The organism is Pedobacter sp. AC464 (assembly GCF_979253075.1).
This window is the reverse complement of record NZ_CEEDBV010000001.1, coordinates 1,548,692-1,567,367: the sequence shown is the minus strand read 5'-3', so window position 1 is coordinate 1,567,367 and position 18,676 is coordinate 1,548,692. Positions and strand designations below refer to the sequence as shown.

General features: G+C 38.9%; 15 protein-coding genes. 11 read left to right on the top strand and 4 right to left on the bottom strand.

Going from position 1 to position 18,676, the window contains the following annotated elements:
• The first annotated feature begins 15 nt into the window (after window positions 1–15).
• A complete protein-coding gene (locus tag AC0IWT_RS06750) occupies window positions 16–2,016 on the top strand; it encodes a PAS domain S-box protein (protein ID WP_471796539.1) in 2,001 nt (666 codons plus the stop codon).
• A gap of 179 nt (window positions 2,017–2,195) precedes the next feature.
• A complete protein-coding gene (locus AC0IWT_RS06745) occupies window positions 2,196–3,083 on the top strand; it encodes a beta-1,6-N-acetylglucosaminyltransferase (protein WP_471796538.1) in 888 nt (295 codons plus the stop codon).
• Between the two features lie 81 nt (window positions 3,084–3,164).
• Here the strand turns inward: AC0IWT_RS06745 and AC0IWT_RS06740 are convergent, their stop codons facing one another.
• Both AC0IWT_RS06740 and AC0IWT_RS06735 read right to left on the bottom strand, forming a co-directional pair.
• Window positions 3,165–3,629 (bottom strand): OmpA family protein, encoded by a 465-nt coding sequence (locus tag AC0IWT_RS06740; protein WP_471796537.1) that lies wholly within the window; start codon window positions 3,627–3,629, stop codon window positions 3,165–3,167.
• A gap of 145 nt (window positions 3,630–3,774) precedes the next feature.
• A complete protein-coding gene (locus tag AC0IWT_RS06735; RefSeq protein ID WP_471796536.1) occupies window positions 3,775–5,340 on the bottom strand; it encodes a glycosyl hydrolase family 28-related protein in 1,566 nt (521 codons plus the stop codon).
• 276 nt (window positions 5,341–5,616) lie between these two features.
• On the opposite strand from AC0IWT_RS06735, the gene AC0IWT_RS06730 reads away from it, so the two are divergent.
• Genes AC0IWT_RS06730 through AC0IWT_RS06690 form a run of 9 tightly spaced genes read left to right on the top strand, consistent with a single transcriptional unit; the run spans window position 5,617 to window position 16,288 of the window.
• Window positions 5,617–6,351, top strand: a complete 735-nt coding sequence (locus AC0IWT_RS06730) for a polysaccharide biosynthesis/export family protein (protein WP_471796535.1) — start codon at window positions 5,617–5,619, stop codon at window positions 6,349–6,351.
• Between the two features lie 3 nt (window positions 6,352–6,354).
• On the top strand, window positions 6,355–8,667 hold the full coding sequence (locus tag AC0IWT_RS06725; RefSeq protein ID WP_471796534.1) for a GumC family protein: 2,313 nt from the start codon (window positions 6,355–6,357) through the stop codon (window positions 8,665–8,667).
• Window positions 8,668–8,677: 10 nt separating this feature from the next.
• Entirely contained in the window at window positions 8,678–10,213 is a 1,536-nt protein-coding gene (locus tag AC0IWT_RS06720; protein WP_471796533.1) for a lipopolysaccharide biosynthesis protein, read from the top strand.
• Between the two features lie 13 nt (window positions 10,214–10,226).
• Window positions 10,227–10,988: a glycosyltransferase family 2 protein gene (locus AC0IWT_RS06715; RefSeq protein ID WP_471796532.1), complete on the top strand. Its 762-nt coding sequence runs from the start codon at window positions 10,227–10,229 to the stop codon at window positions 10,986–10,988.
• Window positions 10,988–12,289, top strand: a complete 1,302-nt coding sequence (locus tag AC0IWT_RS06710; RefSeq protein WP_471796531.1) for an O-antigen ligase family protein — start codon at window positions 10,988–10,990, stop codon at window positions 12,287–12,289. The genes AC0IWT_RS06715 and AC0IWT_RS06710 overlap by 1 nt, the downstream gene beginning before the upstream one ends.
• A gap of 2 nt (window positions 12,290–12,291) precedes the next feature.
• Entirely contained in the window at window positions 12,292–13,338 is a 1,047-nt protein-coding gene (locus AC0IWT_RS06705) for a hypothetical protein (protein ID WP_471796530.1), read from the top strand.
• A 3-nt stretch (window positions 13,339–13,341) separates the two neighbouring features.
• Entirely contained in the window at window positions 13,342–14,187 is an 846-nt protein-coding gene (locus tag AC0IWT_RS06700) for a glycosyltransferase family 2 protein (protein WP_471796529.1), read from the top strand.
• A 5-nt stretch (window positions 14,188–14,192) separates the two neighbouring features.
• Window positions 14,193–15,122 (top strand): glycosyltransferase, encoded by a 930-nt coding sequence (locus AC0IWT_RS06695; protein ID WP_471796528.1) that lies wholly within the window; start codon window positions 14,193–14,195, stop codon window positions 15,120–15,122.
• On the top strand, window positions 15,119–16,288 hold the full coding sequence (locus AC0IWT_RS06690; protein ID WP_471796527.1) for a glycosyltransferase family 4 protein: 1,170 nt from the start codon (window positions 15,119–15,121) through the stop codon (window positions 16,286–16,288). The genes AC0IWT_RS06695 and AC0IWT_RS06690 overlap by 4 nt, the downstream gene beginning before the upstream one ends.
• Here AC0IWT_RS06690 and AC0IWT_RS06685 read toward each other — a convergent pair.
• Window positions 16,263–17,654 carry an exopolysaccharide biosynthesis polyprenyl glycosylphosphotransferase gene (locus tag AC0IWT_RS06685; RefSeq protein ID WP_471796526.1) on the bottom strand — a complete coding sequence of 464 codons (1,392 nt, stop codon included), beginning with the start codon at window positions 17,652–17,654 and terminating at the stop codon, window positions 16,263–16,265. The genes AC0IWT_RS06690 and AC0IWT_RS06685 overlap by 26 nt on opposite strands.
• Before the next feature lie 25 nt (window positions 17,655–17,679).
• Window positions 17,680–18,432: a WecB/TagA/CpsF family glycosyltransferase gene (locus AC0IWT_RS06680; protein ID WP_471796525.1), complete on the bottom strand. Its 753-nt coding sequence runs from the start codon at window positions 18,430–18,432 to the stop codon at window positions 17,680–17,682.
• Between the last annotated feature and the right edge of the window lie 244 nt (window positions 18,433–18,676).

The window sequence follows — 18,676 nt, the reverse complement described above, 5'->3', positions numbered from 1 at the left end:
ATTCAAAATTCGCCTATGGATAAGTTTACACATAACATGAATTCACCTGATGCATTTGAACGTCGTTTTAAGGCGTTGTCAACTGCTATATCTGGCGTCGTCTACAGTTTCAATCCCGATTGGAGCATCATGTACGAGCTGGATGGCCGTGGATTTTTGTCCGATGTAACTGAACCAACTGCGGATTGGAAAAAACGAAATGTATACCCTGAGGACATCGAAAAAGTTGACAACGCAATCGCCGAAGCCATAAAGAATAAATGCGTTCTAGAGCTTGAGCACAGGGTTCTAAAGGCCGACCGAACTGTTGGCTGGACATTCTCCAGAGCTGTACCCATATTAAATGATAAGGGTGAAATAAAAGAGTGGTTCGGTGTTGCTTCAGACATTACCGAAAGAAAGCTGGCCGAACAGTCTCTCAAAAATTCGCGAGAAATTCTCGAACAACAAAAGCGAACATATGAAACCATAATTTCCGGCACGCCCGATTTAATGTATGTTTTCGATTTGAATTACCGATTCACTTATGCAAATCAGGCGCTTTTACAAATGTGGGGCAAAACCTGGGATGAGGCCGTTGGGAAAGGACTTCTCGAAAACGGCTACGAACCATGGCATGCAGAAATGCATCAGCAGGAAATTGACACGATTAAAACCACAGGAAAATCTATCCGTGGAGAAGTGGCTTTCCAGCATGCAACCTTAGGACGAAGATTGTACGATTATATTTTGAATCCTGTTTTTGATGAGGAAGGTAAAGTAGTTGCCGTTTCCGGAACGACAAGAGACGTTACAGAACGCGACCAATGGGAGCAAAAACTGAAACAAAGTGCGGAACGTTTACAGGCCATAAACGAAGAGTTCGCTGCAGTAAATGAGGAGTTGAGTGCGTCAAACGAAGAGATTCTCGCGATTAATGAAGACCTCGCTAAAGCAAACGCCAATTTAATCTCCGCTCAACAAACCATCGAAGAAGGGAAGTTGGCGCTTCGCCAGGCAATAGAAGCAGCAAATTTCGGTACCTGGTATATTCATCCCAAAACATTGCAATTTGTTACAGATTCCAGGTTGAAAGAACTTTTTGGCTACCTGCCGGATGATGACCTGACTTTAGAAAAAGCTTTGGCTCAAATTACTGATGAATACAGGGATTTGATTGCCGGAAAGTTAGAGCATGCTATCTATAGCCTAGGAGATTTCGACGTTACATATCCTGTTATTGGGCTGCACGACAATAAATTGCGGTGGTTGCGGGCCATTGGTAACCGCATTGCGGAACCGAATGGGGAAGTGTCAGGATTTACCGGTGTAATTATGGACATTACTGACCAAAAGATGGAGGAAATCAGGAAAAACGATTTTATGGGCATGGTGAGTCATGAACTTAAAACTCCCTTAACGTCTCTTTCAGCGTACCTGCAACTTTTGGAAATACGGGCAAAAGAAAATCCTGATGATGTAAGTCAAAGAGCCATCTCGAAATCTGTACAGCAAACAAAGCGCATGACAGATATGATTAACGGGTTTCTTGATTTTTCACGACTTGAATCGGCTAAAATAATCATCGAAACGACGCCCTTTGATGTCGCTGAGCTTATAGAAGAGGTAAAGGAGGAAACGAAAATGCTTTACACAACGCATAAGTTTATCTTCGCTTCCGTTAAAAGTCAGTTTGTTAGCGCAGACAGGTTAAAGATTGGCCAGGTTTTAGTAAATCTGATAGGGAATGCGGTAAAATATTCTAAACCCGGTTCCCTTATCCAGGTATCTTGTGTCGCCCTCCCAAATGAAGTAAAATTTAGTGTTTGGGATGAAGGTATTGGCATAAAGGCTGATGACCTAAGCAAAATCTTTGAACGGTTTTATAGGGTTGAAAACAATAATCTTATTTCAGGCTTTGGAATAGGTCTTTATGTCTCTTCTGAAATTATCAAAATGCACAAGGGCGCAATCTGGGCTGAAAGTGAAGTAGGAAAAGGCTCCGTTTTCAGTTTTAATTTACCAATCGGCAACTAATTCGAAAGGCAAGCCATTAATTTCCGGCATCCAATCTCCTTGGGTAATTAATTAGTCTTAAATTTTTTAAACTTTTTACAATTGGGCTATGTTCTCGAAACAACCCGGTCATTTACTAAGCTTATTTTTAGGATTTGGGCCTAATCGTCTGTAACTAATTCCTAAAAACGTCTGCTTATATGAAAAAAGCCTATATCATAATGGCCCATAAGCTTCCGGCTCAGCTTTGTCGGTTAATTGAAAGGCTAAACGATAATTTTTCTTATTTTTTTATTCATCTAGATAAAAAAGCCGATTCAAATGCTTTCAAATGCCTTGATAAGTTTGGCGAAAAGGTTGTATACATCGAACGTTTCGACTCGAGATGGGGAAAAACCGGAATTATTAAACCACTTTTAGCCGGCTTTCATGCAATTAAAACTTCTCAATTGCCGTTCGATAGAATCTGTTTACTGAGCGGTCAGGATTACCCTATTAAAAGTAATGAAGAAATTGATCACTTTTTCCAGCATTCCAATTATTCTGTTTTCATAGATTTTTTTGCTATTCCAAATTACCAAAAATGGCCCGGGAGCGACCGTGGTGGCCTTTACCGAGTAGATAAGTATTACTTTGGAGATAAGTGGTACGAGCTTTTCTGCTCCAGAACAGTCAATTTTTTAGCCTCCGGAATACCATGGCTGCGGAGGAAAATTCCTTTGGGTATGAAACCCTTTACAGGTTCAACCTGGTTTATTTTAGATATGTATTTTCTGGACTATATTTTAAACTTCGTTAAAAACCATCCGGAGTACTTAGAATTCCACAAAAATACTTTCGTTGCTGATGAGTTATTTGTACACATGCTAATCGGCAATGCAACTGATAAAAAATTGTTGAATAGCGTAGAAAATGTCGAGAAACATTTTATCATTTGGGAGAGTAACCAGGTTGCCCACCCAAAAACAATCACGAAATCTGATTTTGGAGCGATATTAAAAACGGATGCATTATTTGCAAGGAAATTCGATGAAAAACTTGATGATGAAATTCTAAACCTCATTGATGAGCGTATCCTTCAGAAATGAAACCGCAAAAGTACTCGATTTTAGCATGGTACAGCATCAAAGGAAAAATTGGTCCCTTTGATGCTGAAGGGAAAGTTATTTTTAAGAAATTTTCTTGAGCGCAATTTCTACTCTACGGTTTTTTTGTCGCCCCTCTGATGTTTTATTCGTGGCAATCGGCACCGTGCTTCCAAAAGGAGTGGTTACAATGCGATCTTCCTTAACGCCTTTGCTTATCAGGTAGTTTTTTACATTTATTGCCCGCTGGTCGGATAGAACCCAGTTGTATTTATATGCACCTATCGCATCAGCATGTCCCTTTAACGAAACGGCATAGTTATCATCAATAACAGCCTTTGCCAGCTGATCGAGTTGCTTATAATAGGCATCTCTTACGGCAGGTTTATCGAACGCATATTCTAAATTCTTTGTTAAATTAGCGATCGTAGCAAGGTTAACCTTTGCAGATTTTGGCTTTGCCTTTTTTCCGGTTTTTAAGGTCGGCACAGCTTCTACTGAAATGTAAAAAAACATTAGTAGTAGGATGGACATCATTTTAGTTTTCATAGGATTGGATTTATTGGTTAAAAAATAGAGAATTCTTATTTAAGTATTTTTGAGTTTTAACTGGTTCTCACGCATAGATTTTGTTTTTTTTTAAGTTTTAATGAGGCTCGATATGTTTTAATTCATGGGTATCATATTTGAAAATTTAATTGCTAAACTTATTGCCATTAAGTTTAGGGAAAACAAAGCCATTTAAATCTACCAGGCCGCCCATAACGATATTGTTAAACATGGTTACATCAACAGGCTTGGCGCCAAGAGCGGTAATTGCATTTACCGGTACGCCGCTGGCATTTCTATTCCCGTTTGCCTGCAATTGAAGGTTCTCAATTGTGGTGTGGTCTGTTCTAACGATTATGCCAAAGTCGACACCTTTTCCACTTGCAGATGGTGGCGTAAAATTAATCGTGTCAGCGGACATGGTAACAATCTGGTTGGCAGTTGATGGAGGATATTTTGTGTATGTAAAAATCGCAGAGCGGTCTTCCGTATTTGGGGTAGAGAATTCAAATCTATTCTTATCAATTATTATCTTATAATCCTTCGCTCCAGATTCGATACTAATACCTTTAACCAACACATTTAAAAAACTATTACCACTGATTTTGGCATTCGATTCATAATCGCCAAAAATGTGTAAGCCAAGTTTCCCGCCTGAAATTTTATTTCCTGAAACTACACAAGCATTTAAATTTGGAGCGGGGGCGGGAAATGTATAATTCAGGATGATGCCTGTAACCTTTGTGTTAGATGATATATTGTTGCCGTTAACTGTTGCACCATAATTTCCCCGAACTTCAATCCCGTAAACTTCTCCATTATCAATGGTGTTTTTCAGTACAGCAGGTTGAACGCCAACAGCCGAGAGTGCGATTCCGTCAACCGCTTGTTTTGCATCTTTTCCGGTACCGGAAATATGATTTCCCTGAATTACGCTTCCCTGCGTATTTCCCCAGTCTTCTATGCCCATCCGCCCTGCGTTTGTGATTTGATTGTCGATGACCTTGCATCCTAAAATTTTATCCATTTCATTATTACCCGTTGCGGAGAGCGCATTGGCGTAAGCGTTAGTAAAAACATTGGCTTCAACACTTGTAGAATCTGCGCCATTTTCTGCGTATCGAACGCCAAGCGTACGCACCTGGTTCTTCAGGATAATGTTATTCTTTGAACCACTTCCGGATATCCAGACGGCTTCCATGCCCAAGGAATTGTACGCCAGATGGAAATCAAACAGGCACTTCGCTACCCTGAAATTGCTCGTATTCAATAAAAAAATACACGAATTATTCCACTCGCCAAAAGCAAAGGGTGTGTCGGATTGGCTAAATGTGATGTTTTCAATTACAGCGTAATCAGACTTTTCAGCAAAAATATATCGTCCGTTTGTTAGGAGTGTGCCTGTCATATTTTTGCCGGCTTTTATAACGGTTCCAGGCTGGCCAAATAATTTTGTATTTGCTTTTAAATTAATTGTGCTGTTGATGATATAGGTGCCGGATTTGAGGTAAACGTTCGGGGAGTCATTCATCAGTTTTTGTAAAGCCCCGGTATCGTCAGTAACGCCATCGCCTTTTAAGTTATAAGAAGAAAAGTTAAGGTTTAGCGCTTCGCCATTTCCATCAGTGCCTTGTACATCAGTAAGCAATACAGATTTTGTACAGGAGATATAGATTATTAAAAACGCTGCAACCATCCAAATTTTTTTCATAGAAATAAAATTGAAAAGCGATTTTTTGCGCTAAATCGCTAAATATTAAAAAAGCAATTTTTTAAGTCCTTGTATTAAAACTAAGACGTTAAAAAAAACGTATAAGGTCGGTAATTGTAAACTATGCGACAGATGAACTGTATAACAAAAGTAATAAAAAAATAGTTAACTATTTGATTATAAATTAATTAAAAATATTATATGTTAAAATACCAGCAAAATTCCCTGCGCATAAACTCTTGCACTATCATTTTATTATTTCTGTCTTTTTTAATTTTGAGTTCTTGTTCAACTTCTAAAAACACGGTCTATTTTAACAATCAACAAGACGCGGTTTTAAAGGCCAGTAACCTTTCTTCAAAAAACGTTATCCAGCCTAATGATATTTTAAGTATTGCTGTTACCAGTCTAAATCCGGCTGCGACAGAAATATTCAACAAGCCAAATAATTCATATGTAAGTTCGAGCAGCGTTACGGGTGCAAATCTGCAGTCGCCGGGGTACTTGGTAAGTGATGAAGGCAACATTCAGTTTCCGGTGTTGGGAACGTTAAAAATTACTGGACTAACAACGAACGAAATCCGGGAAAAAATCACTTCAGAATTACTAAACAAAAAGCTGCTTGTAGATCCAATTGTAATTGTTAGGCAACTAAACTTTAAGGTTTCGGTATTAGGAGAAGTGGGCAGGCCTTCAGTGGTGAATGTTCCAAGCGAAAGAATATCGCTGCTGGAGGCTTTAGGTTTGGCTGGAGACATAACCATTTATGGCAAAAAAGACAATGTGATGGTTATCAGGGAAGAAGATGGCGTAAAAAAAATTAAGCGCATCAACCTGAACACGAGCGAGATTTTTACATCAGATTATTACTACTTGAAATCGAACGATATCGTTTACGTGGAAGCTAACAAAGCAAAAGTAGCCAGCTCAACCCGAAGCTCAACCTTGATTCCGATTTTACTGAGTGCATTGTCTTTCGGGGCAATTATTATAGACCGTATTGCAAAATAAGTTATGAATATTATAAGAAAACCCGCGGAACCGAATAGTGCTGGAGCATCTAGAGGGCATATAGTTTTCAAATTATTACCGTATTGGCCCTTGTTTTTAGGGTTGTTTATCCTGTCTGTAATTGCTGCACTCATTTATGTGAAGATGACGCCACCCGTTTATGAAGCAAATGCCAGAATTTTAATTAACGAACGCAAAGGCGACACCGAAGTTAAAGCTGATGAACCAATGTCGACAAACTTAAGTTCGAAGCAAACTGTGGATAATGAAAGGGAAGTTATCGTATCAAACCCGGTGATCTACAAGGTTGTAGAAGACCTCGGACTTTATTCTTCTGTTTACATTAAAGATGGTTTATCGAGCACGGTGATGTATAAAAATGCGCCGTTAAAAGTGATTGTTCAAAATCCAAATACTTTAACACCAATAAAAAAGACAACATTTAAAATAGAAGGAGGGAAGGTCGTTATCGACGGTAAAATATATCCTTTCGACCGATGGTTGAACATGCCCTATGGCACAATTATGTTCAGGTTAAACCCAAGTTACAATGCTGACAATGAAGGCAGTTTTAGCTTCGCTTTAACATCACCAAAAAAAGTTGTTGCCTCAATTATGCAAAACATAAAGGTTACAGAAGCCAACAAACTCTCTACAATACTCAACATTTCGTTACTGGATCAAGACCCGCGAAGAGCCGAGGATATTTTGAATGATATTTTGCATGTATACAGCGCCTCTGCCATTGAGCAACATAATTTGCTCGCTGCGAATACGCAGGAGTTTATAAACAAACGCCTGATGTCTGTAGAAAAGGAGTTACTCGATATCGAAAGTAAACTTCAAAATTACCGATCGGAAAGGGGAGCAGTTGATGTTGGAACGCAGGGACGATTGTACCTCGAAAATGTTAGCGTGAACGACCAGAAAGTTGGCGAAATAAACATGCAGCTATCGGTACTTAATCAAATAGAAAGCTATGTAAAATCTAAAGACCTTAGCGGGGGCATTGTTCCATCAACAGCCGGAATTAACGACCCTGGGCTCTCTCAAATGGTTAAAGATATTTATGAGCTACAGTTAACTGCCGAAAGTTTACGCAAAACAACCGGCGAAAATAACCCTATGGTTGTTTCCTATGTAGATCAGATAAACAAAATTAAACCGCAAATACTACAAAATTTAAAGAACCAGCGTAGCAGTCTTTCTGCAAGCCGTAATAACCTTGCCAGTACAACGAGCAACTATTCTTCTGTTTTGCAAGCCATGCCAGAAACCGAACGTAATCTGGTTGATATTAATCGCCAGCAACAGATAAAAAGTGGAATTTATACTTTTCTGTTGCAGAAAAAAGAAGAAACGGCACTTTCTTACATAACCAATGGAACAGATAATAAAATTATCAGCAGTGCGGAATCATCTGAGTTTCCGGTGAGCCCGAAAAGAAAAATGGTTCTGCTTGCTGCGGTTTTTGGTGCGGGTATTTTAGGCATTGCTTTCGTATCCGTTAAAGAGGGTATGCGAAGAAATGTAATGTTCCAAAGTGAAATAAAATCACTCACAGCACTGCCTGTTATTGCCGAAATCAGCACCAATCAAACAAAAAATCATATTGTTATCGGTTCTCAGCAGCGTACATTAATTGCCGAGCAGTTTAGAAGCCTGCGTACAACACTTCATTTTCTTGGTATCGGAAAGAAAAACAAACGTGTTATGGTTACTTCTGCAATTGCCGGGGAAGGTAAGAGTTTTGTGGCATCTAACCTGGCCGTTACCCTGGCCATGACAGGCAAAAAGGTAGCCTTACTGGATTTTGATTTGAACCATCCTACGCTGCACCACAAATTTAATATTCGGCAAAGCATCGGAATCTCTGAGTATCTGGAAGGCAAAGTTTCAGAAAGCGACATCATCCAACCTTCGCTGGTAGATGAAAATCTATCCCTTCTACTTACTGGTAAGTTGCCAGCAGACCCTGCAGAACTCATTTTGAATGGTCGGGCAGCAACGCTTTTGAACTATTTAGATAAACTATTCGATTTTATAATTGTAGATGTTCCGCCTGTTGGGCCGGTTTCTGATGCCTATGTTTTAGCGCCCATTTGTGATGCAACCCTGTTTGTAGTAAGGCATGCCTACACGCCGAAGGTTTTTGTAGAGCGGATAGATGAAAACATTAAGCTGAATAATCTCCCTAATCCGGCAATTGTTTTTAATGCGGTTGCCCAAAGGGGTTTTGGTAAAAATAATTACGGTTATGGTTATGGCTCCGGAATGGTTTATGGTGGAACTTATGATCAAAAATTGATTGAATAGAAGCTAACTTATGAATAGAAACATACTAAAGTGGAATTTTATTTTTCAGTATGGATATGTGATCACAAATATATTTAACGCCTTAATTTTATTACCCCTTTACCTTCACAAAATAGATGCATCTACATTGGGCTTATGGCTGGCTACGGGCAATATTCTCGCCTGGATGACTTTAGCTGACCCTGGGGTTGGAGATGTTTTGCAACAGAAAATTGCCCAGTTGAGGGGTCAGAATGATGTGCATGAAATTAACCTTACCATTGGTTCAGGAATTATAACGGCTTTAATTATTCTGGTAGTTGCGATAATAGCAGGCATCATATTTTTCTTCCTGATTGGTACAATCATTAATAAAGATGTTTCGAAATACGAGGGACTGCAAACTGCATTATTGTTGTCGATAATCGCGACCGGAATGTCTCTGGTGTCGTTTAGCCTTTCAGGAATTAACCAGGGACTTCAAAATTCTGCTCCCGTCGCAATTAGCGCTCTGTCTGCAAACTTTGTGTTTCTAATTACCAATATCATCCTTTTATACCTTGGTTACGGCGTAATTTCGATTGCATCTGCAAACCTTGTCAGGGCTGTTTATATAAACATTTATAATTTTTCTGCACTTAGAAGGCAGCTTCAACGCGAAGGCCTCGAAATTATCTATCAAATTTCACATCTTAAAAAGTTCATCCGGATATTCTCCTTTACATCACTTTCGAGAATAATAGGAGGCTTTTCTGCAAGCCTGGATATGATTGTTTTGGCAAGGTTTATCGCCCCATGGATGATTACGATCTTCGAAATCAACAAAAGGCCCATTCAGATGTCACAATCGCTTTTGGGCAGGCATTCGGTGGCTCTAATGCCGCTCATTTCGCATGCAAACGGTAAAGGCAACGTCTGGGAAATTAAATCTTTAATCTACAACCAGTTTAGTTATTATGCCTATGCGGTAATTTTTGCAGCATTCTGTTTTGTAGGCAATTACAAAAATTTAATCACCGTATGGACCGGCGCAGGCAAGTATGCCGGAAACACAGTTATTTACTTACTTGTTGCTTCTTTCTTTTTTACCCTGATAGGTTATTTTATGGCGAACATGGCATACGCCTTAGGCGATATAAAAACGAACAGCTTTATAACCATATTAAAAGGAGTTATTTCGGGCGTACTTTTCTATTTTGCAGGTAAACATTTTGGCCTGGTAGGCTTACTTGTGGCCATGGTTGCCGTAAGTATCGTAATCGATTTTGTGCTTTTCAGTTTTCGGCTGCACAAGATTGGTTACCTCGATAAAATATTCGCGTTTTCCATCTTAAGGAAATGGTTAATCATCATTCCGGTAGGTGGCGCCCTAAGTTTGGCGCTTTCGAGAGGTGTTAGTTACCTCATTCCTTTATCAATGCAAATTACCAGTTTACTGTTAAATGGACTGGCTTTCTTAATATTATTTTTTTTGCTGCTCTTAGCTGTAGATAAAAACCTTAAAAGTTTGCTGCAAAACGTGTTTAGAGGATTTTATTTAAAACGGTTTAGGAAGCAGGTACTTTAACAAACCTTTTAATATGGCAAAATTTGTTATCATGCTCCGCGTTAAAGACGGTATTTTTTTCGCAGAAGAATGGCTAAGCTGCATGGAAAAGATAGCCGACGAAATTGTGGTTCTGGATAATGGCTCTACCGATGGAACCTTTGACCTTTTAAAGAGGCACCCGAAAGTGGTTGATATCGTGCGAACAGAAGGTTACAATGAAGGCCGGGATAAAAACCTGCTTTATGAGCGGGTGCGACTGAGAAAGCCAGACTGGTGCCTGTGGATTGACATTGATGAAATTTTTGAGCCACAACTAACCCGGGCAGATTTTGACAAATTGATGGAGAGCAGAGTTTTCAATAAATATGCTTTCCGGCGTTTTCATTTTATGAATCGTACCCATTTTGCAGGGTCCTTGTATCGCTTAAACTATTCGGCCGGGCACGATAGGTTAATGTGGAGAGAAAACGCTTCCGGTTATTTTCAGGATTTAATAATAGATTCTCCCAATGTTAAAGGAATAAAGGGTTTAAAACGAAATACGAATTTCAGATTAAAGCACCTTGGTTACATTAACAAAGAGCTGGTCGATAAAAAGGCCGAAATCTACAGGGCCATCATCCCAGAAAAGGAAGATATTTTCCAAAGCATGTATTTAAAAGGCGAGCGGCCCATAAAATGGGATGACAACAGAAATAGTGCAAAAACTATTGTGCTAAACCAGGTTTTAAATGCATTACAACTTGCGCACATTGTTCCAAAAGTAGTTAGAAAAGTTAAAGCATTTTTTTAATGGATTATTTAATTCGAATTTCAAAATACGAGTTTTCAGTAAAAGAAATATTGCTCCTTTTTTTTACTTTTTTTCTGATGGAAAACACCTTTTCATGGCTGGTATTGCCCGTATCGAATATTGTGTTGATGTACGAAAAGTTGTTGAGCCTTGCCATATTTGCATTCGTACTTTATAATTTCAGCAGCCTAAACCGCGATGAGAAAATTTACATCGGTCTTTTTTGTGTATTCATAATCAGGCTTTTATTCGAATCTATGCTCGTTTACGGCAGCATTTTCCAGCAACTTACTTTATTCACCATATTATTTCCAGTCGTTTTTACCATTTTCATAAAGTTTATCGCCCGCTCCTATAGCCTGGATATTTTAGAATTGGTTGCTCAATTTTACTTGATTTTATACGTGGTTTTCATGATTATTTATGGCCGTGGCTTTTCTTTCAGTTTGGAACAGGTAGATATGGAAGATTATGGCCCGTTCTCTGGTGATAGCAGAATTATCCATGCCCGCTCCATTTTCATGATGATTGTGCCCTTGCTCTGGTATCTTAACCAGTTTCTAAGAAAACTTAAAGTTACCGATTTGCTCATCTTTCTGTTTTGTGTTGCCGTAATCGTGGTGCACCAGCATCGGTCTGTGTGGGCAAGCAGCATTTTTGCAATCGGCATTTACTTTTTTATAAGCTTAAGAAACTATCTTATTCCCATTTCCAGATTGGTACGAACATCGCTTAGTGGTTTGCTGCTCCTTGCTCTTATCGTATTTACTGTTTACCAGGCATCTCCCGGTACATTAGTGTTTTTTTCAGACAGATTTAGCGAAATTTTCGACCCCGCAAAAGAAGATGGAACCGGAAAGTTTAGGGCAGATCAGCGTGAAGTGTACTTCCCAATGGTTTTAGAAAAGCCCTTCTTCGGATGGACATTTGAAGGTTTTGAGATGAAAAATCCACTTGTTGATTGGTGGCCAGAAAAAACAGGACAACATTTTCATGAAGGATTTATGGAAATGCTTTTCTACCACGGTTTTTTAGGTTTACTGATGAAATATTTTTTCCTCATCTACCTTGCGTGGAAAGCATTCAGCAAGAGCCTCAACCAAAAATCAATTATTTTAATTGCCTTTTCGCTGTCGGGCCTTATATTTTCATTTAGCTATGTTTTGCCGCTCATATTCTGGGGTATTGTTGGTTTATGTCTTTATTATCTGGAAACAACTGATGAAAACCATGAAAATTTAGAAGCACAACCAATTGATTTATTGAACAAAAGGGTTCCTGAAAACATTAAACTAACGTAACTATGGATCATATTTGTACCTGGATTTGTACTGACGCAGTTGGAGAGGAAAGCATCTACCCGCAAACCGGCGAAAAATCGTCGGGAAAAAAACATCAGAATATTTACTGGCGATGTATTCTATTGTTTTTCGCAACGAGTAAAAGGTTCAATAAAAGTCAAAAACACATACTTTTTAGCAATACCAAAAATATTCCAACTCTCGAGGGACGCAATGTTGCCGAAGATTTAAAAAGCCTTGAAGTTGAAATTATCTACACAGATTTTAATTACAAAACACCAAAGGGCTATTTCAATCTGTTTCAAAATCAGTTTTACGAATTCTCAATTCTTGAGTACATCTCAAAAAATAACCAAAATTCAAATGATCACTATCTAATCCTCGATTCTGATTGTATTTTCACACAACCCGTTGATTCGCTCTTTAGATATGCTGCGCCTAAAGGTTTTGCATCTTTTGAGGATGACTGCACAACTGATTTGGTGATTCATGGCTTAAGCAGAAAAGACATGAAAGTGCTTTACGAAGATTTGCTGGGCGAAAAAGTTGACCTTATACCAGGTTATCATCTCGGCGAGTTTTTTCTCGCAAGCGTAAAAAATATCAACATCATTTTTAACGACTTTTTGCAGCTTTGGCCCCAGCTTTTGAAAAGGCATGAGCAAAATCTCCCGAAATTTAACGAAGAGGCGCAAACGCTCAGTTTTATCTATTATAAAAACAAATTCGAAGCCAGCAAAAACCAAACATATTTAAAACGCATCTGGACAAATCCTGTGTTTTACAGAAATGTAGAGCCAACAGATGTTAATGTTGCCATTTGGCACCTGCCGGCAGAGAAAACGTTTGGATTATCAGACCTTTATGAAGATTTGATAGTGCGAACCCCAAACTTCGGAGTCAATTTACCGCACAAAACCTACACAAAAAAGATTCGGAATTATTTGGGCGTTCCGCACCTGAGCTTGTCCGGTTACAGCAAATATTATTTTCATAGCTATTACAGAGCGCTCAAAAAACGGGTAAAAAGACTTTTTTCAACTAAGTAAGATATGGAAATAGCAGTCCTTTTAGCAACATTTAATAGAAAGTTCAAAACACTTCCTTGTCTGGAAAGCCTTTTTAAACAAAAGATGGATAGCAACATCAACCTGCAGGTTTACTTAACAGATGATAACTCTTCTGATGGAACAGCCATCGAAGTAAAAAAAAACTACCCGAAAGTTAATGTACTCAATGGCAACGGAAATCTTTTTTGGGCTGGTGGCATGCGCAGTTCATGGTCGGCGGCGTTGCAAACCAGGCCAGATTACTACCTTTTGTTAAATGATGATACGGTATTAAAGGATAATTGCATCAGCACTTTGCTGAGCTACTACACAAGCAATAATAGTACGCCAAACGCAATTGTGGTTGGGAGTACATTAGATGAGGCAAAGAACCAAATTTCTTACGGCGGGCATAGGTTATTGAATCAAAAAAAAGTGCCTTGTTACAATATTTTCAGTGAAACGGAATTTTTGGATTGTGATATGGCTAATGCTAATATAATGCTCGTCCCGAAATTGATTACAGACCAAATTGGAATTTTATCGGAAAATTTCACGCACAGCATTGCGGATTTTGACTATACACTAAGAGCCAAGAAGGCCGGATTTAAGGTGGTTGTTGCCCCTGGGGCGCTCGGCACTTGTGTAGATGACAATTTGAATGATAAAACTGACCTTAAAAGAACTTTAAAACAAAGAATTGCACATTTAAGAAGTCCGAAAGGCCTGGCTTATGCAGAGTATATGGGTTTTATCGAAACACATTTCCCGACGCATAAGGTAGCGGTTTTTTTTAAAATCTGGGCGAAAACGCTTTTTCCCGGACTGTGGCAACTTTTAAAAAGATAGAAATAATGGAAAATTCGATAGTTATAGGCGTGTTCTGCTACAACAGGGTTTCGAAGCTAAAAAGGTGCATAGAAGCACTATTAACAAATCCGGAGTGCGCAACAATGGATATTATTTTTTTCAGCGATGGACCAAAAAAAGGTGCAGACGAACGGCCAATTAATGAAGTTAGGAAATTTATTGATGAGTTGCAGGGCTTCAGGTCGGTTATTAAGCACTACAGACCCGAAAATTTAAGTACCGGGCCAAATTTTAAAGCTGGTCTTACTTTTTTAAGTGAAAACTATGAACAGTTTATCATCGTTGAAGACGACCTGATTGTAAGTTCCAATTACATTAAATTTTTAGTTGATGCTCTGGAATACTACAAAAACGATAGTTCAGTTTTTTGCGTAACCGCTTATGTTTTTCCAATCAAAATGCAAAACTACCCTTACGATACAATCGTGTATAAAAGATTCTGTTCGTACGGATGGGGCGGTTGGGCTAATCGCTTCAGCAACATCATTTGGGATGAAGCAGAACTTTTGAAGCTGATGCAAACATCGCCCGGATTTAAAAGACGTTTAAATGCGGAGGGTTTTGATTTAGTAAGAATGCTCGAAAAACAAATAGACGGACGAATATCTACCTGGGATATACAAATGCAAACGCACGTTGCAGAAAACAGGCTGAAGGTAATTTACCCAACATTATCTAAGGTGAGCAATATTGGCTTTGATGAACAATCTACAAACACTTCTGGTGTAAATTACCTGATAACGCCGGTTGATGAAGGAAAAAACCGCACTTTTAATTTTTCGCCTGCTGATAATGTTGTAGCCGAACTCCAGAAACAAATTAAAGCACCGTACGCACTAAAAAGCCTCGTTGTAAGAAAACTAAGGAATGAGTTTATCAAATTAACCAACTCAACTAAAAAAGTAGAGCAATGAAAATTTTGGTTCTTCATACCTTTTATAAACGCAGTGGTGGTGAAGATACTGTTGTACTTAATGAGGTTAAACTCCTTCAAAATAATGGGCACGAGGTCGAACTGCTCCAATTTGATAATAGCCAGGCTACGCTCCTAAAACTTATCTTTTTACCATTTAATATTAAAAGTTTTATCAGGGCGAAGAGGAAAATCAGGTCATTTAGGCCAGATGTGGTGCATATTCACAACATGCATTTCGCCGCATCGCCGTCTGTTATTTATGCCGCTCATTCGCTAAAAATACCGGTCGTTTTAACGCTCCATAACTACAGGTTATTATGCCCGTCGGCAAGTCTGTTTTTTAATGGGAAAATCTTTTTAGAATCACTATCCTCTGGTTTTCCGTGGAAAGCAGTAAAAATTGGTGCCTATAAAAATTCTACGCTTTTAACTTTTTGGCTCGCATTCGCCAATTACATTCATCAAAAGCTAAAAACTTATAACAAAGTGAATGCTTTCATCGTTTTGGGCGCACATTCTAAAGAATTGTTTGCAAGTTCGAATTTTCAGGTAAGTCCCGAAAAATTTATTGTTAAGCCGAACTTTACGGAAGCTGCTAAAAACAGCTTTTTTAGCGACGAGGATAAATATTTTCTGTTTGTTGGAAGGTTGACAGAGGAAAAGGGGATTGAAACTTTGTTAAATGCATTCTCAAAAACCGGCAGTAAGTTAAAAATTGTTGGGTCAGGGCCGCTCGAGCCAATGGTTTTAAATGCGATAAGGAATAATAGCAACATCGAATATCTCGGTCAGCAGCCGGCCGGCAACATCGCTCAGCTTTTAGAACATGCTGAAGCATTGATTTTTCCATCACGCTGGTTTGAAACTTTTGGAATGGTGTTAATAGAAGCCTTTTCGAAGTCGACTCCCGTGATTGCTTCCGCACTTGGCAACATTGAGAACATTGTAACTAATGGAAAAAACGGTTTAACATTTGAAGCAGGAAATGACCAGGATTTAAGACTGAAGATCGACTATTATAAAAACCTTCCTCCGGAGATTAAAGAGCACTTCAAAAAAATAGCAAGGGAAACGTATGAAAATACATACAGCCCCCTTGCTAACTATAATCAGCTCATTAAAATTTATGATGATGCCATCAATAGGCATTCTTATCGCCGGTGATCATTTTCTGTACCGTGAGCCAAATTATCTTTAAATCCAGCCAGGTATTCCAGTTTTCGATGTACCATATATCATAGTCAATTCGTTTTCTGAGTTGAATCGCTTCTTTAATTTCGCCACGCAAACCATTTATTTGAGCCCAACCGGTAACGCCGGGTTTTGATAGTAACCTCACAGCATATCTCGCTTCAATAGATGCAAAACTAATGTCGTGTTGTAGCATGTGCGGGCGGGCGCCAACAACCGACATGTTGCCTAACAGTACGTTGAAAAACTGTGGAAGCTCATCGAGATTGGTTCTGCGAAGAAAGCGGCCAACTTTCGTTAACCTGTTATCGCCATGCTTAACCTGAACTTCAGTGCCCGCAATGCTTGCGCTTTGCTTTAAAGTTCGAAGTTTTATGCAGGAAAAGCCCCTGTTGTTTTTCCCTCCACGCTGTTGTCTGAAAAACACCGGTCCGTCTGAATCGATCTTTATAATAATTGCCAGAATTGGTAAAAGCCAGGATAAGATGAAGATGATAACTATCGAAGCGATGAAAATATCGAAGAATCTTTTCTTAAGCTGCGCTGTGGCATAGTTCATCGGTTCTGGTCTGAGCGATAAAACCGGCATTTCATCTACAAAATCCAAATGTGCCTTTCTGTTTAAGAATTTGTAAATATTTGGTACAAATCTGAACCTAATGAACTCTTTTTCAGCTGTTTCGGCAAGCTCATATAGATAGGGGAACTTCTCCGGAGATAGGGTGCAATAAATTTCCGATATTTCGTGCGCTTTTGCAAAATCCAAACTGGCAGAAATCCGTCCGAGGTATTGAAAGCTGGAATTGCCTTCTTGTAGTTCAAGATCATCAAAACAGCCTAAACAGCGCAAATTACTTTGCGAAGAAGAAAACGACTGTATCAGGGCGTTTGCAGTTTCATTATAACCGATGATGATTATTTTCTGAAAAAACTTGCTGTTAGACCGCGTGTAAAGCACATAGCTGATTAAAATTAGCCTGGAAATTAGTAGCACAATTCCGAAGCCCAGTACGATACTTAGCGCAAAATAAATTGGATTGTGAAAGCTGCCAAGGTAGATAAAAGTGCTAATGGTGAGCGCAAATATCAGGTAGGAAACTGCAGTTCGCCTTGCTAAAATATGAAGGTTTACCTGTTTGTAAATAACATAGGCTGCAAGTATATAAGAGCTTAGTAACCAAACGATGTTGGAAATTAGATTGAGTATTATTAAATCTCGTAAATCTGACTGCGGGTTTTTATCGAAAATTAGTAGCGGTAATAAAAAAAGACTATTCAGGGCAATAAGATCCATTATCAGGAAGAAAACCCGGTGGAGATTGGTGTATCGTTGTGTCATAGAGATAGAGGATGATTGATTTTTGCTAAGCGTTTTTCCCGTTAACGGCTGAAAACTTTAATTTTAGAATATAAAATATGTAGACGGGGCCGTAGTAAAGATATCTGCGCCACATTTTCGCAGGATTGCTGATTAACCTTCCCATCCATTCCAGTTTATGGCGAACCAAAAATGTACTCGGACGCTTAACGGTTTCAGCATAAAAATCAAAAACGGCACCTATAGAGCAGATGAATTTTGCATTTATCTGGCTTTTGAATTGTTGAGACCACTTTTCCTGTTTCGGTGCCGTTAACCCGATAAACAGCGCATCGGGCATGAAATCGTTTACCGCCTTAACCATGGCTTCATTTTCTGCTGAATCAAATGATGCTTTAAACGGTGGTGCGTAATAACCAACCTCTAAATTCGGGTACTCATTTTTTAATTTAAGTTTGATTTTTTCTAAAGTTTCGTCGCAGGATCCAAGGTAGAAGCACCTCCCGAACTGACTGTTTAAGGTACCGAGCAGATAAAGATGAAGGTCTGTACCCGAAATTTTTTTCACCTTTTTGCCTGTAAGTAAACGCTCGGCCAGGCAAACGCCTTCACCATCGGGGAGAAGCACATCAGAACTTGTGAGGGCTGTTTTAAATTCTTGATCCTGCCTTGCAATACAGTAAGAATATTGGTTAATGGTGTTGATGACAATTTTCGAATTCAGCGGCAATTCGTTCAGGTTTCCGAGGTACAATTTGTAGTTTATTCCCGGGCGCTCTAGGCTTAACATTTTTTCCATAAATCAGGCTAATAAATGATACAATAGTTATTGATTTTGTGGAAATCTTATACGGTTTTTGCAAGTTTTTAGTTTTAAAATCCCAATTAAAATTTTTAAATTTCAATTCGCAACTATAAGTATTACAACGGGTTACCGTACTTATACGTGTGCAGAGCTGCAGGTTTTAAGGATTGAGCAACCCTAGAACTGCGGATAAGAAAAAATGAACCAAAAAAAATAATAAAACAGCAAGAAAAATGAA

What these genes read in the sequence shown, in the direction of transcription:
- AC0IWT_RS06710 (WP_471796531.1), top strand. Translation starts at nt 10,988, where the DNA reads ATGGATTATTTAATTCGAATTTCAAAATACGAGTTTTCAGTAAAAGAA.
- AC0IWT_RS06745 (WP_471796538.1), top strand. Translation starts at nt 2,196, where the DNA reads ATGAAAAAAGCCTATATCATAATGGCCCATAAGCTTCCGGCTCAGCTT.
- AC0IWT_RS06685 (WP_471796526.1), bottom strand. Translation starts at nt 17,654, where the DNA reads ATGACACAACGATACACCAATCTCCACCGGGTTTTCTTCCTGATAATG.
- AC0IWT_RS06690 (WP_471796527.1), top strand. Translation starts at nt 15,119, where the DNA reads ATGAAAATTTTGGTTCTTCATACCTTTTATAAACGCAGTGGTGGTGAA.
- AC0IWT_RS06750 (WP_471796539.1), top strand. Translation starts at nt 16, where the DNA reads ATGGATAAGTTTACACATAACATGAATTCACCTGATGCATTTGAACGT.
- AC0IWT_RS06695 (WP_471796528.1), top strand. Translation starts at nt 14,193, where the DNA reads ATGGAAAATTCGATAGTTATAGGCGTGTTCTGCTACAACAGGGTTTCG.
- AC0IWT_RS06705 (WP_471796530.1), top strand. Translation starts at nt 12,292, where the DNA reads ATGGATCATATTTGTACCTGGATTTGTACTGACGCAGTTGGAGAGGAA.
- AC0IWT_RS06715 (WP_471796532.1), top strand. Translation starts at nt 10,227, where the DNA reads ATGGCAAAATTTGTTATCATGCTCCGCGTTAAAGACGGTATTTTTTTC.
- AC0IWT_RS06700 (WP_471796529.1), top strand. Translation starts at nt 13,342, where the DNA reads ATGGAAATAGCAGTCCTTTTAGCAACATTTAATAGAAAGTTCAAAACA.
- AC0IWT_RS06680 (WP_471796525.1), bottom strand. Translation starts at nt 18,432, where the DNA reads ATGGAAAAAATGTTAAGCCTAGAGCGCCCGGGAATAAACTACAAATTG.
- AC0IWT_RS06725 (WP_471796534.1), top strand. Translation starts at nt 6,355, where the DNA reads ATGAATATTATAAGAAAACCCGCGGAACCGAATAGTGCTGGAGCATCT.
- AC0IWT_RS06720 (WP_471796533.1), top strand. Translation starts at nt 8,678, where the DNA reads ATGAATAGAAACATACTAAAGTGGAATTTTATTTTTCAGTATGGATAT.
- AC0IWT_RS06735 (WP_471796536.1), bottom strand. Translation starts at nt 5,340, where the DNA reads ATGAAAAAAATTTGGATGGTTGCAGCGTTTTTAATAATCTATATCTCC.
- AC0IWT_RS06740 (WP_471796537.1), bottom strand. Translation starts at nt 3,629, where the DNA reads ATGAAAACTAAAATGATGTCCATCCTACTACTAATGTTTTTTTACATT.